A 20042-nucleotide genomic window follows, 5' to 3' on the forward strand; every position below is an offset into this window, starting at 1 on the left:
TATCCCAACGCCACCATGATGGCACGTCTTGTTTGTTGCGCGATAACTTAGGTTGCTCAGTACCGATGCCGCTTCCAAGCAAGGACATTGCTCGATGCAAACGGTCGCGCTACTAAAAATCGTCTGCACGCAGCGTTGAACGACAGAAGTTGCGATGAGCCGTCAACCACTCGCCTTCAGACCTGACGTCAGCACTGGCACTGGTGCCCACATCACGACGCCAAGCAGACGTTTTTCCGTGAGCACAATTGTCTTCATTCCTCGTCCTTGGGCACTTCGTAGTTGCGCGCCATCGTTCCCGCCGCAACTTGAAGCGAAGACCCAACGACCCAACAGCCGGCGAGAAACGCTATCAGCGCATTGGGTAGGCTTTGATCAAGGACAAGGATGCTGACGGACAGAGTTGCTGCAATCGCCGCGCCGAACGTACCGGCCGCACTCATGATCTCAGCAACCTCAGAGCCGTTGTATTCTTCCGAGGTGCTCGAAATCGACCTCCGAGCGACAGACCGGGACAAATCAATTCCAACATAATAGCTGAGAGCTCCGTAGAGCATTGTTAGCAGCACGATCCAGCCGCTTTCAAAAAGCCCGCCTTTCTGACGCAACAGGGTCGCACCCACATAGAGGCCGCAAGAGGCCCCAACGGCTGCTAGCCCAATTCTTTCGAGGAGATGGGCCGACTTGATAAGACTGGAACGGGCGATCCCAAGATTACCGGCGTACCTCGTTAGGGAAAATGCGCTGGAAACTGCGTTGCCTATCTTCATTGGGGGCTCCTCAATAAGTAGCAGCCTACCGGCCGACCCCGATTAGAAGCTGCGTGGACGCGCTTCGCGATGCCCTTGATTCCAATTTCCAAAAGATGTGGCTGAGTGATGGGGCTGGCTTGCTCATAACCAAGACGAGAGCCAGTCCAAAGCTGCGAGCTCGCGGCTTCGCAGGCATTGCATCTCACCCGTGTCTGTCAGTCAGCTCCGGGTGCAGCAATTTCTTGGGGGAGAGTTAGCTCGAAAAGAGAGTGATGGACTATGAGACTGTTCACATACTCCTGTTCCCTGTCGCTCCATCCAGTCACGATCTCAGGAGGACTAAGTTTGCATCGTTGCACACGCGGGAGCGCAGAAGCGCGAACTGACAGCCGCCGTGAGTTCGCAAGCTGTCCCGCGTTGCGCCACGTCAGATGGCGATCTCGCTGGCGAAGCGGCCCAGATTTGGATTCTGATTTTGACGCGAAAACGCTCTACGCGTCCCGCCCGCCATGGGTTTCGCGGCGCCATGCGCCCGGACTAACGCCGACCATCTGGGTGAACACCCGCGTGAAATGGCTTTGATTGGCAAATCCGGCCGAGATCGCAATCTCGGACAACGGCAGGTTGCGGACGGTCATCAACTGCGTGGCCGCCTTCACGCGCTGGCGCAGCAGCCATTGATGCGGCGGCAGGCCGGTGGAGATCCGGAATGCGCGTGAAAAGTGGCTGACCGAAAGGCCGAGCTCGGTCGCGATCTGCTCCAGCGCGACCTTGCCTGAGAGATCGGAGTCGAGCCGGTCGCAGGCGCGCTTCACCTGCCATGGCGCGAGGCCGCCGCGGTTAGGCTCTGCGACAGGCTTCAGCCCGCCATAGGTCTGGGCGACGTGGGCGGTGAGCGCGAGCATCATGTGATCGACGAAAAGCTGGTTGGTCTCGTCAGGCCGACGCAGTGCTTCCTGCAAGCTGGCGCCGATATGACGGATGACCCCATCGTCATGGCCCACGCCGGGCTCGTAACTGAGCTCGCCAATGTGCGGCGCGCCGGGTTGCCTCGCCATGTCGTGAAGGGCCGAGCACGGCAAATAGAAGAAGAGCGAGTGAAACGGTTTGTCGATCACATAGCGCGGGTCGCGCTTGAGGTCGTACAGATAGGTCGCGCCCGCACGAATATCCTCCCTGGTGACGTAGCGGCCTTCCTCCCAACATTCGCAAGCGGGATAGTCGCGGAGCTTCAGGCTGACAAGGTAAGCATCTTCAGCCGGCAACGAGCCGGAAAGTTCGGACGTCGGCTTGTCATTGCGGACTTCGGTGACCGCGAGCTCCGCGCTGCGCAGCGAGCGCGTGATCAGAACCGGAGCTTCCTTCACGTGAAGGCCCCGCCCGAGCCTCTGCCCGTAGACGCCTGCTTGTGTCATTTCAATATTCCATCCGTGAAAGGCACGTCTGCGCCAGCCTTTCCGAGTCGATGCATTATCGGAGATCGACGGCCGACGGTCCAGCTTCGCCGGATTAGCATATAGATTGTGGCAGGCGGTCGCACTCCGTCGCGACGAGGTGAATTCATTGTGATTTCAGCACGATTTCACAGGCTTGGCATCGCGAAGGACAACAGCGTTAACGTGTGCGGCTGATCAGGGCACGATTTTATCGTGCGTTCTGGAAAGCATCCGCTGCGCGCCTTTGCGCCGCTAGGCCGACCATTCCTCGCCCCAGACCTGGACGACGTGGCCGGGCGAGACTTCGCGATACTGCCGGACCGGCGGCTGATAATCCGGTGCGCGCACCGGGCTTCTGATCTCGTCGTTCGAGGTCTCGCGCTTCGTGCCGCGGCGCGATGGATCGGGCACCGGCACCGCGGCCATCAGCTTCTTCGTGTAGGGATGCTGCGGATTGCCGAACAAGGCTGCGCGCGGGCCGGTCTCGACGATCTCGCCGAGATACATCACGGCGACGCGATGGCTCATGCGTTCGACCACCGCGATGTCGTGGGAAATGAAGAGATAGGCAAGGCCCATGCTGGCCTGGAGGTCGAGCATCAAATTGACGACCTGCGCCTTGACCGAGACGTCGAGGGCGGAGACCGCTTCGTCCGCAACGATCAGCTTCGGCCCGAGCGCGAGCGCGCGCGCAATGCAGATGCGCTGGCGCTGGCCGCCGGAGAATTCGTGCGGAAAGCGCGCGGCCATATCCGCGGTCAGGCCGACGCGCACGAGGAGGTCGGCGACCTTGTCGCGCGCCTGCGATGCCGTGGCGAGCCCGTTGGCGAGCAGCGGCGCTGCGATCGCCGTCCCCACCGACATGCGCGGATTGAGACTCGCGAACGGATCCTGGAAGACGATCTGCATCTGCTTGCGGAAGTCGCGCAAGGTCCGGGCGTTCATGGCGAGGACGTCCTGGCCGTCGACCAGGACGGTGCCGCTATCCGGCTCCGTCAGCTTGAGGATGGAACGGCCTGTCGTCGACTTGCCGCAACCGGATTCGCCAACCAGCGCCAGCGTCTCGCCGGCGCGCAGGGTGAAGGAGATGTTCTCGACCGCGTGGACGCGGCCCGAAACCTTGCCGAACAAGCCGGAGCGGATCGGAAAGCGCGTGGTGAGATTGGAGACTTCGAGCAGCGGCCGCTCCGCGGTTGAGACCGTCTCAGGTGTCTCCGTCGGCTCGTCCGAGGTGCCCGTCACCTTGTCGACGATCGGAAACCGCATCGGCCGCGTCCGCCCGCCCATGGAACCGAGACGCGGCACAGCCGCGAGCAGCGCGCTTGTGTAGGGGTGCGAGGGTGCTGCGAAGATGCGCGCGGTCGCATCGGTCTCGACCGCCTGCCCGCCATACATCACCACGGTACGGTCCGCGATCTCGGCGACCACGCCCATGTCGTGGGTGATGAAGAGGATCGACATCCCCTCCTCCTGCTGGAGCTCCTTCAGAAGCTCCAGGATCTGGGCCTGGATGGTGACGTCGAGTGCCGTCGTCGGCTCGTCCGCGATCAGCAGCTTCGGCTTGCAGGCGAGCGCCATCGCGATCATCACACGCTGGCGCATGCCGCCGGAGAACCGATGCGGATGCTCGTGGAAGCGTGATGCCGCCGCGGGAATGCGGACACGATCGAGCAGACGGATGGTCTCGGCCTCCGCCGCCGCGCGCGACAGGCCGCGATGCTGGATCAGCGCCTCGGCGATCTGGAAGCCGATGGTGAGCACCGGATTGAGGCTCGTCATCGGCTCCTGGAAGATCATGGCGACATCGTTGCCACGAACATCCGTCATGCTCGCTTCGGACAGCGTCAGCAGATCGCGGCCCGCGAGCGTGACGCGCCCCTCGACGCGGCCGCTCTCCTTCGGAATGAGCCGCATGATGGAAAGCGCGGTGACGCTCTTGCCCGAACCGGACTCGCCGACGATCGCCACGGTTTCCTTGGCCGCGATATCGAACGACACGTCGCGGACGACGGGAATCCATTGCCGCTCGCGCAGAAAGGACGTGGTCAGGCCCGCGACCGACAACACGGGCGCCTGCGCTTCGGCAACGATCGGATCAAACCTGCTTGCGCCGGTGCTCATGCGATTGCCCTAATAGCCGCGACTGCGATCGACGCGCCCCGGAAGATCTTCGCCGCGGCGGTGGCGTGCGATGACGTCGAGCACGAAATCGACGGCCGTATCAGGCGTCGTCATGCTGGCATTGTGCGGCGTCAGCAGGATGCGCGGATGGCTCCAGAACGGATGGCCTGCCGGCAGCGGCTCGGGATCGGCAACGTCGAGCACCGCACCGGACAGTGCGCCGCTGTCGAGCGCCGCGAGAAAATCGGCTTGGACGAGATGCGGGCCACGCCCGACATTGACGAGCCCTGCTCCGCGCGGCAGGCGCGCGAACAGATCGGCATTGAGGATGCCGCGAGTCTCGTCCGTCAGCGGCAGCAGGCAGACGAGGATGTCAGCCTGCGCGAGAAACTCTGGCAAGGTGTCCGTACCGGCGTAACAGGTGACGGCTTCAATCTCGCGCGGCGAACGATTCCAGCCGCGAAGCGGGAAGTCGAACGCCTTGAGCCGCTCGAGCGCGGCCTGGCCGAGCTGGCCCAGCCCCATCACGCCGACACGACGACGTTTGGCCGGCGTGATCCGGATCTCGCGCCAGACCTGTTCCTTCTGCTGGCTGACGAAGTGCAGGAGATCGCGATGCAGGGCGAGCACGGCCATGGTGACGTATTCCACCATGGTCTCGGCGATGCCGGGTTCCAGCATGCGGACGAGCGGAATGTGCGCCGGAACTTTTGTGGCATCGAACTGATCCACGCCCGCACCGACCGAAAAGACCAGCTCGAGATTGGGAAAGGTCGTCGCGATGTTATCAGGCGGCACCCACGCCACCAGGTAGCGCACCTCTGCGGGATCGCCGATGTCGGGCCAGAGCCGGAACGGCACGTCGGGCGCGCGCTCGGCGAAGAAGCGCGCCCATTCGGCGCCGCGAACCATGTTGGCCTTGTAGAGAACCGTCATGCCACCAGCACTCTCAGAACGGGCTGACCGGCGCGAGACGCCGGCCGTCGATCATGCGCTTGTGGCTGTAGGCCGCGGGATCGACCAGCGGCGTCGCGCCGGTCACGATGTCGGCGGCGAGCTTGCCGGCCGCAGGACCGATGCCAAAGCCGTGGCCGGAGAAGCCGGTCGCGAGGAAGAAGCCGGGCAAGGCATCGACCGGCGAGATCACTGGGATCGTGTCCGGCGTGCAGTCGATCGTGCCGCCCCAGGCTTCCGCGATCTCGATGTCCTTCAATTCCGGATTCGACTTGATCAGCGAAGCCAGCGCCGCGTTGACCAGCGACATGTCAGGCGCCGGATCGCGCACACGCTCGGTCTCGAACGGCGACGGCTTGTCAAAACTCCAGCTCGTGCCGCGCACGATCTGGTCGAAGAACGACTTGCCGAACGACAGTTTCAGCCCGTTCTTGCGATGCAGGTAGGTCGGCCAGAAGGTGCGCGCGTAGCGGAACAGGTCTGGCGACAGTTCGACCGTGCCGCGGCCGCGTAGCGCCAGTGTAAAACCGCCGTCGAGACGGCGGCGGATACAGTAGAAGTCGGTGCCGAGCGCGCCGGACGTGATCTCCGGTCCCGGCGTGGTTCGGCATGCGGTGGCGTTGACGAGACCGATCGGCAGCTCGATGCCGTGACGGCGGCAGAACAGCGACGACCACGCCCCGCCCGATAGCAGCACGGACTGGGTGCGAATGGTGCCCTTCTCGGTGACGACGGCGCTGACCCGTCCGCCCTGCGTTTCCAGCCCGCGTGCAGCGCAGCCCTGGTGGATGGTCACGCCATGCTTGCGTGCGGCGGTGGCGAGCGCGGGCACGGCCATTGACGGCTCGGCGCGCCCATCGCTCGGCGTGTGCAGGCCGCCGACCCATTTCTCGGAATTGCCGGGCAGGCGCTCGGCGACCTCCGCCGGTGTCAGGACGGTCGAGTGGACCTGCATCTCGCGCGCCGTTGCGGCCCATCGCTCCCAACTGGCCAGCTCGTCCTTGCTCTTGGTCAGGAACAGCACGCCGGTGCGGCGGAAGCCGGCATCGACACCGGCGTCGTTCTGCATGTCCTCCCATAGCCGAAGCGCCTCGCGGGCCAGCGGGATCTCCTCACGGGCGCGGCCCTGCTGGCGGCACCAGCCCCAATTGCGGCTCGACTGCTCGCCGCCGACATGGCCTTTCTCGACGAGTGCGACGGAGAGACCCTTCTTCGCCAGATGATAGGCCGCGGACACGCCGATGACGCCGCCGCCGATGACGACGACGTCCGCCTGCGCCGGCAGGCGTTCGTCGCTGTTTATACGGGTGAGCGGCGGGGACATGGGACACTCCAGCTATTCAGTTCGATCGAAGCAAGTCGGCTCGGGGGCAGGCTCATCATGGGATGTTCATTCGCGGGTCGAGCGCGTCGCGCAGGCCGTCGCCGAGGAAATTGAAGCTCGTCACCGCGAGAGTGATGGCGACGCCCGGCACGATCGCAAGCCACGGCGCGCTGGTGAGATAGATCTGCGCGTTGTTGAGCATGTTGCCCCAGCTCGCGGCCGGCGGCTGGATGCCGTAGCCGAGATAGCTGACGTAGGATTCGAGCAGGATCGCCTTGGCGACGTTCAGCGTGGCCGCCACCACGATCGGCGCAATCGCGTTGGGCACGAGCTCGCGAAACATGATCCGCAGATTCGATGAGCCGAAGGCGAGCGCGGCGACCGCGAATTCGCGCTCGCGCAGCGAACGCACCTGGGCCTCGACGACGCGCGCCACGGCCATCCACGCTGTGGCAGCGATCAGCACGGTCGTGGTGGCGAGACCGGGCTCGGTGAGCGCCGCCAGCGCGAGCAGCAGGAAGATCGTCGGAAAGCACAGCACGGCGTCGACCAGCCGCATCAGGACCGCGCCGACCACGCCGCCATAGAAGCCGGCGAAGGCGCCGACGGCGATTCCGACCGCCATCGCGATCACCATCGCGACGATGCCGATCGAGAGCGAGACGCGTCCGCCCATCATCAGCCGCGCCAGCACGTCACGGCCAAGTTCATCCGTGCCGAGGATGTGCGCTCCGGAGAAAGGCGGCGCGAACCGCTTCATGATGTCGATATAGGTGTCGTCGAACGGCAGCAGATAAGGACCCAACGCCGAGCCGAGGACGAGAACCAGAATGATGACAGCACCCGCAAGCGCAAGGCGATGTCGGCGAAAGCGCCGCCATGCGGCCTGGCCGGGCACGAGCTGAGCTGTCGAGAGGGTGGCAGCCGTCATTCCTAGCCCACCCGGATGCGCGGATCGACGACGGCATAGAGGATGTCGGCAAGCAGCGAGCCGATCAGCACCATCGTCGCCGAGAACATCAGGATGCCCATCACCACGGGATAATCGCGGTAGCCGATGGAATCCAGGAACAGCCGGCCCATGCCGGGCCAGGTGAACACGGTCTCGGCGACCAGCGCGCCGCCGAGCAGCGTCGGAAACTGGAGGCCGGCCACCGTGATCATCGGCAGCAGGGCGTTGCGCAGCGCGTGCACGGTGAGGATGCGCCATTCCGGCATGCCCTTGGCGCGCGCGGTGCGGATGTAATCCTGGTTGATCACCTCGAGCATGGAGGAGCGCATGAAGCGGCCCCACATTGCGGTCTCGACCAGCGCCAGCACCAGCGCCGGCGCAATCAGATGATGCAGCAGGTCGAGGAAGGAGCCATCGCCGACGGTTTGGCGATTGCCGGCAGGCAGCCAGCCGAGCTTCACCGAGAACACGTAGATGGTGACGAGGCCGAACCAGAAGGTCGGGATCGACAGCGCGATCATGGCGCCGACGGTCGCCAGCGTATCGAACAGCGAATAGCGGCGCAGCGCGCCCAGCACGCCGATCCAGCAGCCGAGCAAAACCGCGATGATGGTCGCCGTCGCCATCAGCTCCAGCGTGGCGCCGAGATGGGAGGAGATCACCGACAGCACCGCCTCGCCGTCGCGATAAGACTTGCCCCAATCGCCTTTCAGCATGCGGCCGAACCAGTCGAGATACTGGATCGGCAACGGGCGATCGAGGCCGAGCTGCTTGGTGACGCGGTCGAGGTCCTCCTGCGTCATCTGCGCGGACGCCGCGTATTGCGACAGCGGACCGCCCGGGGCCAGATGCAGGATGGCAAACCCGATGGCGGAGACGATCACCAGCAGCATGATCGCTTGGGCCAGGCGGTTGACGACGTAACGGGCCATCTCAGGCGATCCAGTGCGCCAGACGCATCAGGCCCAATACCATTCGCGGATGTTCCAGCAATTGATCGAGGTGTTGATGTTGGGACGGAAGCCTTGCAGCCCCTCCTTCACGCCCTCGGCGATAAAACCCTGGAACAGCGGCAGGATGGCGAGGTCGTTGCGGATCAGCTTCTGCAGATCGCCATAGGTCGTCTTGCGCTGGGCGAGATCGAACTGTCTGGCGCCCTCGGCGAGCAGACGATCGGCCTCTGCGCTGTTGTACTGATAGGTGTTGAAGCCACGGCCGCCCTTGGCAGGGATAGCGCCGGAGCCGAAGCGCGGCGTCACGTCGGGGTCGCTGCCGAGCATGAAGTTCACGGACACCAGCACCGAATTGAACTTCGACTGCTGCCAGAAATCGCCCCAGATCACGGCGGCCGGCATGTTGTTGACCCGCATCGCCGCGCCGATCGCACGCCAGTCCTGGATCAGGAGCTGCTGGGTCTGCTCGCGCACCGCGTTGCCCGACGTCGTCGAGTTGGTGAATTCGAGCTTGACCCCACCCTTCTCGCGGATGCCGCCGGAGCCCCGGGTCCATCCGGCCGCGTCGAGCAACGCGTTGGCCTTGGCCGGATCGTATTTGTGTTGCGGCAGGCCCTGCTGGAACGACCAGGCCTGCTGCGGCACGAAGCTCTCGGTCTGCGTCGGCAGGCCGTAGTTCAGCGCATCGATGATCGCCTGCTTGTTGATGGCAAGGTACAGCGCCTCGCGCACCGCGCGATCGGCGAAGGGGCCGAATTCGAGGTTGGGCGCGACGTGCTCCACCGACGACGTCGCGGAGACGAAGATCTTGCGGCCCTTCAGCGTCTTCGCCTCCTGCACGAAGTTCGGCAAGATGCCTTGCAGGCCGGTGTAGTCGACCTGCCCCGTGCGGAACTGGGTGTAGAGGACGGTGAGATCGGGAATGTATTTGAAGACCACGCGTTCGACGTAAGGTCCTTTGCCGTGATAGCCGGCGTGGGCATTCAATTGAATGTGGTCGCCGGGCACGCGCTCGCCCCAGCGGAACGGCCCGGTGCCGACAGGCGCATTGTGGAACGGCGAGGCGTTCGGATCCGACAGCTTCTCCAGGATGTGCTTCGGCACGATGAAGGTGAGCGACAGGATCGACATGTAGGGCGAATAGGGAGCCTCCATCCGCCAGTGGATCTCGTCGGGCGCGACGACCTTGATGTCCTTGACGAGGTTGTGGCCGACGCGGTTGCGGACGCGGAAGTCGGGATTGTTGATCAAGTCCAGCGAGAACTTGACGTCCTCGGCCGTGAACGGCGTGCCGTCGTGCCATTTCACGTCGCTGCGCAGCTTGATCTTCCAGGTCAGGCCGTCGGCCGACAGGCCGCCATTCTCGACGGTCGGGACTTCGCGCGCGAGATCAGGGACGAACTTGCCGTCGGGTTCGATGAACCAGAGCGGCGAGAACACCTGCCACCAGATGCCCTGATCGACCTCGATGCCCGGCATCAGCGGATGGAAGACGGTCGGCTCTTGCGACAGCGCCGCAATCACCTGCCCGCGCGGCTTGTCCGGCGGATTGGTCGGGCGTTCGCTCTGCGCAAAGGCGTCGCCTGCAAGGGTCCATCCCGCTGCGGCGCCTGCGCCGAGCTGGAAGAATTGTCGGCGATTCGGAATGCCGAGATGACGCAGTCCGCCAACGCCGAACTTGCCGGTGCTGTCTGCCATGACCAGTCTCCGTTCCCGCACACGGCACCGTCTCCCGCGCCCCCGAGACCCGGCAAAGGGACAGGAGTGGGCTTTAGTGCTTCTAAATTTTTCAGTCAAAAGTTCATCATGACTAAATACAGCTGTCAATCACATTGCTAGGATGCGCGACCTTTTCACGCCGCCGGCCATTCCGGCGGCGAGGCAATGCATGGGAGAGCGACATGGATGGTCGCGGCGAGACCAACAGCCCGAAGGACGCCCCGGCGATCGAGGCTGACGATGCGGTCGACCAGCGGCTCGGCGAGACCGTGCGGCTGCTGCGGCAGCGCGCCGGCCTCTCGATCCAGGACGTCGCCACCAAGACCGGGCTCTCCAACGGCATGATCAGCCAGCTCGAACGCGCGCGGGCCATGCCGTCGATACGGACGCTGCGCCTGCTCAGCATCGCGCTCGACGTTCCCATCTCCTATTTCTTCGAGACCACCGATCCCGCCGACGTGCAGCGCTACATCGTGCGCAAGAACAGCCGGCGCCTGTTGCGGCTCACCGCCAGCGGCGTCGTCAAGGAAGCGCTGACGCCGGCAGACGAGGGCCAGCTCGAACTCTACGAGCTGACGCTCAACCCCGGCGCCTCGTCCGGCACCGACTTCTTGCAGCACACCGGCGAGAAGGCCGGCTACATCCTCTCCGGCAGCCTGCGGCTGTGGCTCGACAACCAGGCTCATCTGCTCGAGGCCGGCGACAGTTTCCGCTTTCCGAGCATCGTGCCGCACATGTTCGACAACCCGACCCAGCAGGCCGCGCGTGTGATCTGGGTCACGACGCTGCGCCAGACCGATTCGCCGGCAGGTTGAGCGCGAGGAACGCCGGCGCCCTGCCGGAAATTGCCCCTCGACGCAGGCCCGCGGAGCCTGTAGCTGACGTGAAGCCGGAGCAATCTACAGCGCGAACGCGAGGGTCCCGCGATTGACGTCGTTGGTGTGAGACCATGAAACTCAGACCGCTTCTGACACTCGCGATGGCCGCGCAGGTCGCCGTGACCGCCGCGGCCCTCCTCGCCTCCTATGCCGCGACCGGGACCGGGTTCGGCTTTGCCCAGGTCGTCGCATTGCTGGCAAGCGGCGCCGTCGCGGTACTGCTCGCACGCCTGTGCACGCGCGCGATCGAAACGGCGCAGGACAAGCGCGCCGCCGCGCAACTGGCCGAGCAGGCCCAGGCCAGCGCACAGATGACCCAGGCCGTCATCAAGACCGCGCTCGACGCCTTCGTTCAGACCGACGCGAACGGCATCGTCCTGGAGTGGAGTGTCCAGGCCGAGGCCCTGACCGGATGGACACGCAAGGAGGCGCTCGGCGCCGACGTCGTCAACCTCCTCATCGCCGAGCCGCTCCGCGACGGCTTCAGGCAACGCATGATGCGGCTTTTGCCGGAACTGTCGGATACGCCGATCGGCATCCGGTTCGAAGCAACGCTGCTGCACCGGAACGGCGACCAGATCCTGATCGAGGCGTCGAGCACGGCGCTCCAGCTCGGCGGGCGCACCATCATCAACAATTTCGTCAAGGATGTCACCCAGAAGCGCGCGGCCGAGGAGCAGCTGATCCAGGCCCAGAAGATGGAGGCGGTCGGCCAGCTCACCGGCGGCATCGCGCACGAATTCAACAATATGCTCACCGTGATCACGGGCACGATCGAGATCCTCGCCGACGCCGTGAAGGACGACCCGCCGCTTGCGACCATCACCAAGCTGATCAGCGAGGCGGCCGATCGCGGCGCCGCGCTGACATCGAGCCTGCTGTCCTTTGCCCGCAAGCAGGCGCTCCAGCCGGCCGAGATCGACGTCAACGAACTGCTCGAAGAAGTGGCAAAGCTGCTGCTGGCGACCTTCGACAAGAAGATCGAGATCGTGTCCAGGCTCGACCGCAACGTCTGGCTGGCTTTCGCCGACCGCGGCCAACTGAGCGCAGCGCTGCTCAACCTCGCGATCAACGCCCGCGACGCGATGCTGGATGGCGGCAAGCTCACGCTGACGACGCGCAACGTGGTGTTCGGCGTGCGCGAGGCCGTGGCGGTGGGCGCCGGCTATGCCGGCGACTATGTCGAGATCGAGATCGCCGATACCGGCACGGGTATTTCGCAAGCCATTCTCGAACGCATCTTCGATCCGTTCTTCTCGACCAAGGATGTCGGCAAGGGCACCGGGCTCGGTCTCAGCATGGTGTTCGGTTTCGTCAAGCAGTCCGGCGGCGGCATCAAGGTCACTTCTGAAGAAGGCCGCGGCACGATTTTCACGATCTACCTGCCGAAGGCTGAGACCAGCACGCTCCGTCCGGCTGGCTATGACGAGCGCAAGGTGGTGGGCGGCACGGAGACAATCCTCTGCGTCGAGGACGATCGCGACGTCCGCCAATATGTCACCGTCCAGCTCGAAAGCCTCGGCTACAAGGTCATCTCCGCCGCCAACGCGACCGAAGCGCTCGCCATCGTGGCCGACGGCACGCCGTTCGATCTGCTCTTCACCGACATCGTGATGACCGGCGGCGTCAACGGACGCGAGCTCGCCGAACAGATGGTGGCTGCGCGGCCCTCGCTGCGGGTGCTGTTCACGTCGGGTTATGCCTACGATTCGCTGCACGCGCAGGGACGCGCCACCATGGGTGCGCCGCTTCTGGCAAAGCCGTACCGAAAAGCCGAGCTCGCGCGCATGCTGCGCCGCTCCCTCGACACCGCCGTCGACGCCGCGGGCGATCCGATCCCGACGCCGTACTCGGTGCAGGCGGATGTCGAGGGCTTTTTGCGGAGGCAGGCGGCTGAAGACAGCGGCACGACGCGATCGCGAAAATAGATGTCTGACGCCTAGCTCATCCTTCGCCGCAGCGTTGCCGACGGCGTCTCGCCGAATTTTTCACGGTAGGCACCCGCCATGCGGCCGAGATGGGTGAAGCCGAGATCGAAGGCGATCTCGGTGATGGAGACATCCGGCGAAGCCTGCGCGAGCCGGGCGTGCAGAGCAGCGAGGCGCATGTCGAGCAGCATCTCCGAGATCGATACGCCGAAGTGGCGGCGGAAGCCGAGCTGGAGCGCGCGGACGCCGATCCCGGACGCGCAGGCGAGCTGCGCGAGGTCGAGCGGCTCACCGGCATTTTCCGCAAGATGGTCCCGCGCGGCGCGCAGTGCACGCGGCAAACGCTCGGCTTGCCCCGAGAACCTCCTGATGGCATCCGACAGGCCATGGCGCTGGCCATTGAGGAGATGATCGAGCAGCACCTCGCGCCAATCGGCCATTGCGACCGGTGAAAGCCTGCCGGACGGCCCGAGACGCTCGGCGAGCAGCATCAGCTCGGCAAGGCTGGTCCGAAAGTCCTGCCCCGCCGGTGCGTCGAGGTCGATCGCGGCATCAAACTCGACTGGGCCGGCCGCCCTGCCCGACAGCGACGCAGCGCGTTGCTCGACCATGCGACGGTCGAGCAGCAGGATCGCCTGCGCACAATCGCTCCACATCATCCGGGTCGGGATGGTCGGCGACAGCAGCGACGCCGTCCGGCCCGGCGCGGCATCGATTTCGCTGACGCCGGCGCGAATGCGGGCGGTGCCGGTGAGCGGGACCTGTACCAGGAAGAAGCGCTCGAGGCAGCCGGGATCGATGCTCACCGACCCGCCATAGGCGACATAGTTGATGGAGAAGCCGTCGAACGCCGCGCAATTGTGCCGGGCTGAGAAGCCCGGTCCGCGCGGCCGTACCGGCTCGAGATCGTGCGGGCAGAAGATGCGTCCGATCTGCTCTGCCGCTTCGTCGACATCGTCCGTGTTGACGCGGGCGAAGTCCGCAAGCCGTTCGGCTTCGGACCGCCGCGTGCTCATTTCCAGCTCGGCTGCGGACATCGTCGACCACGCCTCGGGTCACGGAGTTGCTTTAAGCCTATAATAGTTCCCGGGACGCGAAAAGAGCCGCGTCGCAAAATCGTCGTGCTGCATGGCAACAGCCGCATCCGGATTCGTTTAGCGGATAGACAGCGACCGTCGACGGGCCGAAGCTCCATCCTCGCCGGAATCCATGAGGAGTGAGCCATGACTGCACTCGAAAAGGGCATAACCGCTGTTGGCACGGGCTATGGCGGAAAGAGCTGGAACATCCTTGGCCAGGTCTATTTTCCCAAGGCCGTCACAGATTCCACCTTCGCGTTCGAGACCAACAGCGAGCCCGGCCAGTTCGTGCCCGTGCACATCCATCCGACCCAGGACGAGTTCATCCTGGTGCAGGAAGGCACGCTCGACCTCAAGCTCGACGGCCAATGGGTCAAGGCCCATGCCGGGGATCTCGTGCGCATGCCGCGCGGCATCCCGCACGGCTATTTCAACAAGTCCGACAAGCCGTGCCGCGCGCTGTTCTGGGTCTCGCCGATGCAGAAGCTGGAGGCGCTGTTCAACCAGCTCCACAATCTGACGGACCCCGCCGAAGTCGTGCGCATCTCGGCGCTGCACGAGGTCGACTTCCTGCCGCCCGAGGCCAACGATTAGGCGGCCAGCCTTCTCGTCCAGTTTCATCTGCCTGCAGGTCCGCCGGGCGCGCATCGCGGCCGAGCGTGGTCGCTTGCGCCCGAAACACATTGATTCCGAGGAATCCCATGGTCAGTCCCAAGCATGTCTGCGTGATCGGCGCCGGCGTCTCCGGCCTCGCCGCCGCAAAGGCGTTCTCGAACCACGGCCACCGCGTCACCATCGTCGAGCGCAGTGCCGATCTCGGCGGCGTCTGGGAGCCGGCGCGCTCCTATCCTGATGTGCAGACCCAGAGCCCGAAGGAGCTCTACCGCTACACCGATCGCGCCATGCCGGACACCTATCCGGAATGGCCGACCGGGCCGCAGGTCCATGCCTATCTCTGCGACTATGCGAGAAACTTCGGCCTCGACCACATGCTGCGCCTCAACACTGGGGTCGCCGGCATGGAGCGCCGCGCCGATGGCAAACCGGGCTGGACGCTCGCGCTATCGGGCAAGGACGGCGCGGCGACGAATGAAGACTTCGATTTCGTCGCGGTCTGCACCGGGCAGTTCAACGAGCCGCGCGAGCTGCATTGCCCGGGCGAGGACGGCTTTCTGGCGCAGGGCGGCCAGATCCTGCATTCGTCGACATACAGCGATCCAACGCTGGCGAAAGGGCGGCGCGTCGTCGTGCTCGGCGGCTCGAAGTCTGCGACCGACATCGCGGTGAACGCGGTGAAATCAGGTGCACGCGAAGTCACGATCGTGATGCGCGAGCCGGTGTGGCGCATTCCCTATTTCATCGGCGGGCTCGTGAACTTCAAGCGCATCCTTTACATCCGCGCGCAGGAGGAGATGTTTCCGGGCTGGGGCGCGAGCTCCATGGCACGGCTCGCGCACCGCATCGCCGCGCCGCTGATCTGGGCGAACTGGCGCGGGCTGGAGAGCCTGCTGAAGGCGCAGCTCAAGCTGAACCGGTGCAAGATGGTGCCGAAGGAGCGGATCGAGGACGGCGTCAACTGCTCGGTGCCGATCGCAACGCCGGACTTCTACCCGATGGTCGCCGACGGCCGCATCAAGGCGGTGTTCGGCAGCTTCGACCACTATGAAGGCGACAGCATCGTGATGAGCGGCGGCGAGCGCGTCGCGGCCGACGTCGCCGTGCTCGCGATCGGCTACAAGCTCGGCGTGCCGTTCCTGCCCGAGGCCTATCGGCAGAAACTTGTCGATGCGGACGGGCAATACCGGCTCTACCGCCTGATCGCCAACCCTGATCTGCCGGAGATGGGCTTCGTCGGCTTCAACTCGTCGTTCTGCACCGTGCTCTGTGCCGATCTCGCCGCGAACTGGCTGGTGCGCTACGCCGACGGCCAGCTCTCGAACCAGCCGACGGCGCAAGCGATGCGCGACAATGTCGAGATGATGCTGCACTTCAAGCGGGTCGAACGGCCGGCTGCCGGCGTCTATGGCGGCCTCTGCGTCGCGCCCTATCACTATCGCCATTTCGACGAGCTGATGGCGGACATCGGCGCCAAGAACCAGAAGCGCGGCGGGCTCGCCGGACACTTCCAGCCGCCGGATGCGGATGCCTATGCGAAGTTCCTGGCGACGGCGCCGGAGTACCGGGCCACAGCATAAGGTCGGAGAACCCGGGCTGAGCGTGATTTGCAACTCGCCAGTCCGCGCGTTTGATGTTTACGATCCCGTGACCGACGAATCTCCGGCACATGGGAACCGGCCATGGGACGACGATGTCACGCCGCCATAGCCCTGGCGGTGCTTGGGCTGATCCTCACGACGTTCACAGTCGGCCGGGCACAAACGCTTAACGCGAAGCAATCGGAGGCGCTCGCCACCTATGATCGCGCGCTCGGCGATTTCAAATCCATCCTTGCCGAGCGGCACCGACAGATCGAGGCAAAGGAGCCGCTGCCGAACCTGCCGGGACAGGCGCTCTATCTGGCGCGCGTCGCGGTCATCAGTGCTTACAAGGATCTCACCGACGCCATGCCGTCGCGAATCGGCAAGCCCAACAAGTTCGAGATACCACCGGCCTATTTCGACGCCGATATCGAGCCGCTGATCGACGAATATTCAAAGCTGTTCGACGTCATGGAGGCGCCGCCCGCCGGCGCGCAGAACTCGGCGACGCCGTTCAAGGACGTCGTCGATCTCGCCACAGCGATCGCACGCGCCAAGGGGCTTGCACCGGCTCACGCCGAAGCTGCGGGCCGGATCAGCCTCGGGCTGTTCTTCGCCGAGACCAACGGCAAGCAGAATGTCCGCAACGGGCGCTCGAATACCTATATGGGCAGCTTCCAGACCGGCCCGTCCGAGGACCGCAACGGCCGCCGGAAGTGGGAGGCGATCAAGAGCGAGATCGCGGCGGCCAACCCCGAGCTGAGCGCCCGCGACGACAAGGAAGAGGCGCGCGCCCGCGGCACGGACTATCGCTTCAACCATTGGACCAACGTGCGCGACGGCCTGATGAACGCGCACGCGGATGTGTTTCGGGAGATCCCGGGAATCGTGAAGACGCTGCCCGATCCGATCGACCAAATGAAGCTGTTCGAACTGATCCAGATCGTGCCGACCCCGACGCGGTCCGCGCTCAAATCAGGCGATGTCCTGAATTACAGGGTGTCCAGCCCGACCATCATGAAGCACCTGCGCAACAACAGCATCTTCGCGTTCGGACAGGCCGACCGGGCGCGCAACTCGGCCAGCTTCCGGGAGATCCTCGCTGCGATGTGGCTGTTCAACCGCAAGTTCGAGCGCGCGATGGCGAAATATTCGGAGATCAAGGGGCGCTGAGGACATACAGAAGGGCGACGCCCCGCGAGACTCAGCACAATTATAGATAGAGTGTGAGCTAGTTCATATCAGCGACCCCATGCCGGGCGTAGTTTTGCAAGGAGATGTCTCGCGTCCCGGCGCCAAAGCGTTGCGGGTTTCCGGACGTCAAGCCGAGCGAACATCTGTCAATCCATAGGAGGACAGGCCATGAAGTTCGCAGCACTGCTTTTTGTCTTCACTCTCGCCGCACTCACGACGACTGTTCCTGCAGATTCGGCCAACGCGTGCGCGCGCCCCTGCGGACACTATTGTTGCGGATAATCGGCGGAGAATTCCAATGCGCCCATTGGTCAAGTGGGGGGCATTAGTCGCGATCGTGAGCATCGCACCACTGGCATCCGTGGCCGCGATACATCTACGCACGCCCCCAAATCGGCTCAACGAAGCAATCACCGCTATCGGCTTTCACCCGATAACGCCACCGGTCCTCCTGCGCGCTCCAGGCTCCATCTATCATGTCTCTCCGAACGGCCAGGATTACGACATGCTGTGCGAAGTCTCGCCGGATCGGCTGGTCGGCGTCACTCGTACTTCATCTTCAGCGACCCAGGTCACTTCGGAGCTACGAAAGACACAGTATTCGCTCGACTCAAAAGTCGTGCGTTCGATTCAGTCACATACCGATGCAAAATTGGCAGAAGCTGTAAAGCTCGAGCTTGATGACGTTCAAGTGTTGGAAATCTCACTTGAAGATCTATCAATCATCGCGGAGGAGCTGTTCCGCCGCGAGTCCTGCGATCGGGAAGTGAAACGTTATCTGGAAAACGGGGAATACGTTTGCCAGGGACAGCGGGTTCTCAAGGCGTCGACGAAATACGTCGCGGCCTATGACAATTCAGCGGCGGGCTCCGTGGAGCAAACGACGGACTTGATAAGGAATAATTTCGATCCGACTGTCAGCATACAGGGCGGTCAGAGCCTCTCTGGAGCGAACCTCTATTATGGAATGAGACTGGCACCGCGGTGCCTGTCCCTCCAGGATGCCAAAAGGCAGCCACGGCCGCCGTCCTCGCTCTGGGACAGACTGGTCAATCACTTTCCTTCGCTTGAGTTCTTTTGAATACGGCCACGCGATCCGACACGGCGGCAGGAGTGTTCATGCAGGCGATGACTGACTTTTTCGCCGCATCCGCATCCCGGAATCATGCGTCGACACTCTAATTCGTCGGCACTCTAATTCTCCGCCTTGTAGCCGTCCGTCAGCGTCTTCAGGAACGCGATGATGTCGGCTTCGCCCTGCTCCGTCATTGCCGGCTTGTCGCCGGGGTGGCGATCGAAGGGCGGATCGGTGACGTCGACATTGGCATGATATTTTTGCGGCAGGTCGTCGTATTTCCGCACCGCGCCGTCGGCGCCGCGCGGAAAAACCTTTTCCGGATTGGTGTCGCGAAAATTGTAGAAATCCAGGACCTGCTCGAGGGTGCTAAAGACGCCGTTATGGAAGAAGGCGTGGCGCGTCGCCGTGTTGCGCAGCGTCGGCGTCAGGAACATGCCGCAATATTGCGTCTGCTCGGCAATGTCGGTGCGCTGCGGGCCGCAGACGCCTAGATCGAAATGGCTGGGATCGCGATTGCCGGCGAGCGCGGCATTGCGCGGCGCGCCGAGCGCCTCGTATTGGTGATCGGTGAACAGCGGCGGCAGGCCGTCGCGGGTCGGCGCCGAAGTATGGCAGCCGGCGCAATTGGCCCTGTCAGGATCGTTGAACGCTTGCAGGCCGCGCAGTTCGGTCTCGGTGAGCCGCGCCCTGCCCTCGAGCCAGTAGTCATACTTGCTGGTGTAGGGATGGAAGCTCGGCTCCTCCACCTGGTAACGCGCCACCGCGAACATCGCCTCCGCGATCAGGAGCCGCTGATTTCTGAGCACGCCGGCGCCGAACAGCTCGACGAAGCGATAGGCGTAAGGCGCACGGCGCAGCTTGTCCGCGACGATCTCGGCACTGCCGCCGTCCATCTCGTTGGGGTCGAGCAGCGGGAACAGCGCCTGGTCCTGGAGCGTGTCGGCGCGGCCGTCCCAGAACAGGCCGCCTTGCGGCACGATGTTCGCCGATGCGCCGCTGCCGCCGGCGGTCTTCGTCGTCCGCGCGGCCTGCTGGCCGATTGCAGCCATCTGCGCGAGATCGATGACGTTGTCGTCGTCGCCCTTGTCGGGGCCGATGCTGAAATTGGGATGGCGATCGAGATAGGTCAGCGATGGCACCGCGCGCGCGCCTTGCCGCGACAGGGCGGCGCCGCCGAGCATCACCGGCCCGTCGTTGGGCGGGCCGTAGGCGTGATCCGGGCTGTGGCAGGATGCGCAGGACAGCGCGCCGGACGACGACAGCGATGCGTCGTAGAAGATCTCCTTGCCGAGCTGCGCCATCGCGGACAATGGCGTGACGGGCGGGCGCATGAGGCGAACCGGATTCGGGTTCGCGCCGAGCTGGCTCGTCTCCGCAAGTCCTTGCGTCCCGGCCGCAAAGACGGCGCCGGCCAGACAAAGCAGGCCGGCGCCGAGGAGCCACATGGTGCGGCTGTTCATCAAGCGTCCCGTCGGA

Annotated in this window: 16 protein-coding genes; 6 read left to right on the forward strand and 10 right to left on the reverse strand. The window is 64.3% G+C overall.

The window, feature by feature from the left end; translation table 11 throughout:
• Positions 1-254: 254 nt before the first annotated feature.
• The 8 genes from AC1DW2_RS05450 to AC1DW2_RS05485 all read right to left on the reverse strand — a co-directional run bounded on the left by AC1DW2_RS05450 (position 255) and on the right by AC1DW2_RS05485 (position 10190).
• Positions 255-770: a hypothetical protein gene (locus AC1DW2_RS05450; protein WP_071910227.1), complete on the reverse strand. Its 516-nt coding sequence runs from the start codon at positions 768-770 to the stop codon at positions 255-257.
• A 473-nt stretch (positions 771-1243) separates the two neighbouring features.
• Complete coding sequence (locus AC1DW2_RS05455) at positions 1244-2167, reverse strand: helix-turn-helix domain-containing protein (RefSeq protein ID WP_477005383.1); 924 nt, start codon at positions 2165-2167, stop codon at positions 1244-1246.
• Positions 2168-2440: 273 nt separating this feature from the next.
• Positions 2441-4309: an ABC transporter ATP-binding protein gene (locus tag AC1DW2_RS05460; protein ID WP_477005384.1), complete on the reverse strand. Its 1869-nt coding sequence runs from the start codon at positions 4307-4309 to the stop codon at positions 2441-2443.
• 9 nt (positions 4310-4318) lie between these two features.
• On the reverse strand, positions 4319-5245 hold the full coding sequence (locus AC1DW2_RS05465) for a 2-hydroxyacid dehydrogenase (protein ID WP_477005385.1): 927 nt from the start codon (positions 5243-5245) through the stop codon (positions 4319-4321).
• 13 nt (positions 5246-5258) lie between these two features.
• A complete protein-coding gene (locus tag AC1DW2_RS05470) occupies positions 5259-6587 on the reverse strand; it encodes an NAD(P)/FAD-dependent oxidoreductase (protein ID WP_354119440.1) in 1329 nt (442 codons plus the stop codon).
• A gap of 55 nt (positions 6588-6642) precedes the next feature.
• The gene (locus tag AC1DW2_RS05475) at positions 6643-7518 is read right to left on the reverse strand and encodes an ABC transporter permease (RefSeq protein ID WP_477005386.1); all 876 of its coding nucleotides are present in this window, start codon (positions 7516-7518) and stop codon (positions 6643-6645) included.
• Positions 7519-7520: 2 nt separating this feature from the next.
• Positions 7521-8471 carry an ABC transporter permease gene (locus tag AC1DW2_RS05480; RefSeq protein ID WP_477005387.1) on the reverse strand — a complete coding sequence of 317 codons (951 nt, stop codon included), beginning with the start codon at positions 8469-8471 and terminating at the stop codon, positions 7521-7523.
• A 27-nt stretch (positions 8472-8498) separates the two neighbouring features.
• Entirely contained in the window at positions 8499-10190 is a 1692-nt protein-coding gene (locus AC1DW2_RS05485; RefSeq protein ID WP_477005388.1) for a peptide ABC transporter substrate-binding protein, read from the reverse strand.
• Between the two features lie 203 nt (positions 10191-10393).
• Here AC1DW2_RS05485 and AC1DW2_RS05490 point away from each other — a divergent pair, with 203 nt between their 5' ends.
• Together AC1DW2_RS05490 and AC1DW2_RS05495 are read left to right on the forward strand one after the other, a co-directional pair.
• A complete protein-coding gene (locus tag AC1DW2_RS05490; protein WP_063981448.1) occupies positions 10394-11026 on the forward strand; it encodes a cupin domain-containing protein in 633 nt (210 codons plus the stop codon).
• Positions 11027-11160: 134 nt separating this feature from the next.
• The gene (locus AC1DW2_RS05495) at positions 11161-13017 is read left to right on the forward strand and encodes an ATP-binding protein (RefSeq protein WP_354239578.1); all 1857 of its coding nucleotides are present in this window, start codon (positions 11161-11163) and stop codon (positions 13015-13017) included.
• Between the two features lie 11 nt (positions 13018-13028).
• Here the strand turns inward: AC1DW2_RS05495 and AC1DW2_RS05500 are convergent, their stop codons facing one another.
• Complete coding sequence (locus AC1DW2_RS05500) at positions 13029-14054, reverse strand: AraC family transcriptional regulator (RefSeq protein WP_477005389.1); 1026 nt, start codon at positions 14052-14054, stop codon at positions 13029-13031.
• A gap of 186 nt (positions 14055-14240) precedes the next feature.
• On the opposite strand from AC1DW2_RS05500, the gene AC1DW2_RS05505 reads away from it, so the two are divergent.
• The 4 genes from AC1DW2_RS05505 (at position 14241) to AC1DW2_RS05520 (ending at position 18569) form a co-directional block, all read left to right on the forward strand.
• Entirely contained in the window at positions 14241-14690 is a 450-nt protein-coding gene (locus tag AC1DW2_RS05505) for a cupin domain-containing protein (protein ID WP_063981444.1), read from the forward strand.
• Positions 14691-14797: 107 nt separating this feature from the next.
• On the forward strand, positions 14798-16291 hold the full coding sequence (locus AC1DW2_RS05510) for a flavin-containing monooxygenase (RefSeq protein ID WP_354239574.1): 1494 nt from the start codon (positions 14798-14800) through the stop codon (positions 16289-16291).
• Between the two features lie 102 nt (positions 16292-16393).
• Complete coding sequence (locus AC1DW2_RS05515) at positions 16394-17467, forward strand: hypothetical protein (protein ID WP_354239572.1); 1074 nt, start codon at positions 16394-16396, stop codon at positions 17465-17467.
• Between the two features lie 319 nt (positions 17468-17786).
• Positions 17787-18569 (forward strand): hypothetical protein, encoded by a 783-nt coding sequence (locus AC1DW2_RS05520; protein WP_166343939.1) that lies wholly within the window; start codon positions 17787-17789, stop codon positions 18567-18569.
• A gap of 113 nt (positions 18570-18682) precedes the next feature.
• Here the strand turns inward: AC1DW2_RS05520 and AC1DW2_RS05525 are convergent, their stop codons facing one another.
• Positions 18683-20026, reverse strand: coding sequence for a cytochrome-c peroxidase (locus AC1DW2_RS05525; protein WP_354239570.1), 1344 nt, complete (start codon positions 20024-20026; stop codon positions 18683-18685).
• Positions 20027-20042 lie beyond the last annotated feature (16 nt).

It is taken from the genome of Bradyrhizobium sp. P3_C3 (assembly GCF_056402655.1).

Coding starts and splice junctions, on each gene's coding strand:
- AC1DW2_RS05450 (WP_071910227.1), bottom strand. CDS start 770: ATGAAGATAGGCAACGCAGTTTCCAGCGCATTTTCCCTAACGAGGTAC.
- AC1DW2_RS05455 (WP_477005383.1), bottom strand. CDS start 2,167: ATGACACAAGCAGGCGTCTACGGGCAGAGGCTCGGGCGGGGCCTTCAC.
- AC1DW2_RS05460 (WP_477005384.1), bottom strand. CDS start 4,309: ATGAGCACCGGCGCAAGCAGGTTTGATCCGATCGTTGCCGAAGCGCAG.
- AC1DW2_RS05465 (WP_477005385.1), bottom strand. CDS start 5,245: ATGACGGTTCTCTACAAGGCCAACATGGTTCGCGGCGCCGAATGGGCG.
- AC1DW2_RS05470 (WP_354119440.1), bottom strand. CDS start 6,587: ATGTCCCCGCCGCTCACCCGTATAAACAGCGACGAACGCCTGCCGGCG.
- AC1DW2_RS05475 (WP_477005386.1), bottom strand. CDS start 7,518: ATGACGGCTGCCACCCTCTCGACAGCTCAGCTCGTGCCCGGCCAGGCC.
- AC1DW2_RS05480 (WP_477005387.1), bottom strand. CDS start 8,471: ATGGCCCGTTACGTCGTCAACCGCCTGGCCCAAGCGATCATGCTGCTG.
- AC1DW2_RS05485 (WP_477005388.1), bottom strand. CDS start 10,190: ATGGCAGACAGCACCGGCAAGTTCGGCGTTGGCGGACTGCGTCATCTC.
- AC1DW2_RS05490 (WP_063981448.1), top strand. CDS start 10,394: ATGGATGGTCGCGGCGAGACCAACAGCCCGAAGGACGCCCCGGCGATC.
- AC1DW2_RS05495 (WP_354239578.1), top strand. CDS start 11,161: ATGAAACTCAGACCGCTTCTGACACTCGCGATGGCCGCGCAGGTCGCC.
- AC1DW2_RS05500 (WP_477005389.1), bottom strand. CDS start 14,054: ATGTCCGCAGCCGAGCTGGAAATGAGCACGCGGCGGTCCGAAGCCGAA.
- AC1DW2_RS05505 (WP_063981444.1), top strand. CDS start 14,241: ATGACTGCACTCGAAAAGGGCATAACCGCTGTTGGCACGGGCTATGGC.
- AC1DW2_RS05510 (WP_354239574.1), top strand. CDS start 14,798: ATGGTCAGTCCCAAGCATGTCTGCGTGATCGGCGCCGGCGTCTCCGGC.
- AC1DW2_RS05515 (WP_354239572.1), top strand. CDS start 16,394: ATGGGACGACGATGTCACGCCGCCATAGCCCTGGCGGTGCTTGGGCTG.
- AC1DW2_RS05520 (WP_166343939.1), top strand. CDS start 17,787: ATGCGCCCATTGGTCAAGTGGGGGGCATTAGTCGCGATCGTGAGCATC.
- AC1DW2_RS05525 (WP_354239570.1), bottom strand. CDS start 20,026: ATGAACAGCCGCACCATGTGGCTCCTCGGCGCCGGCCTGCTTTGTCTG.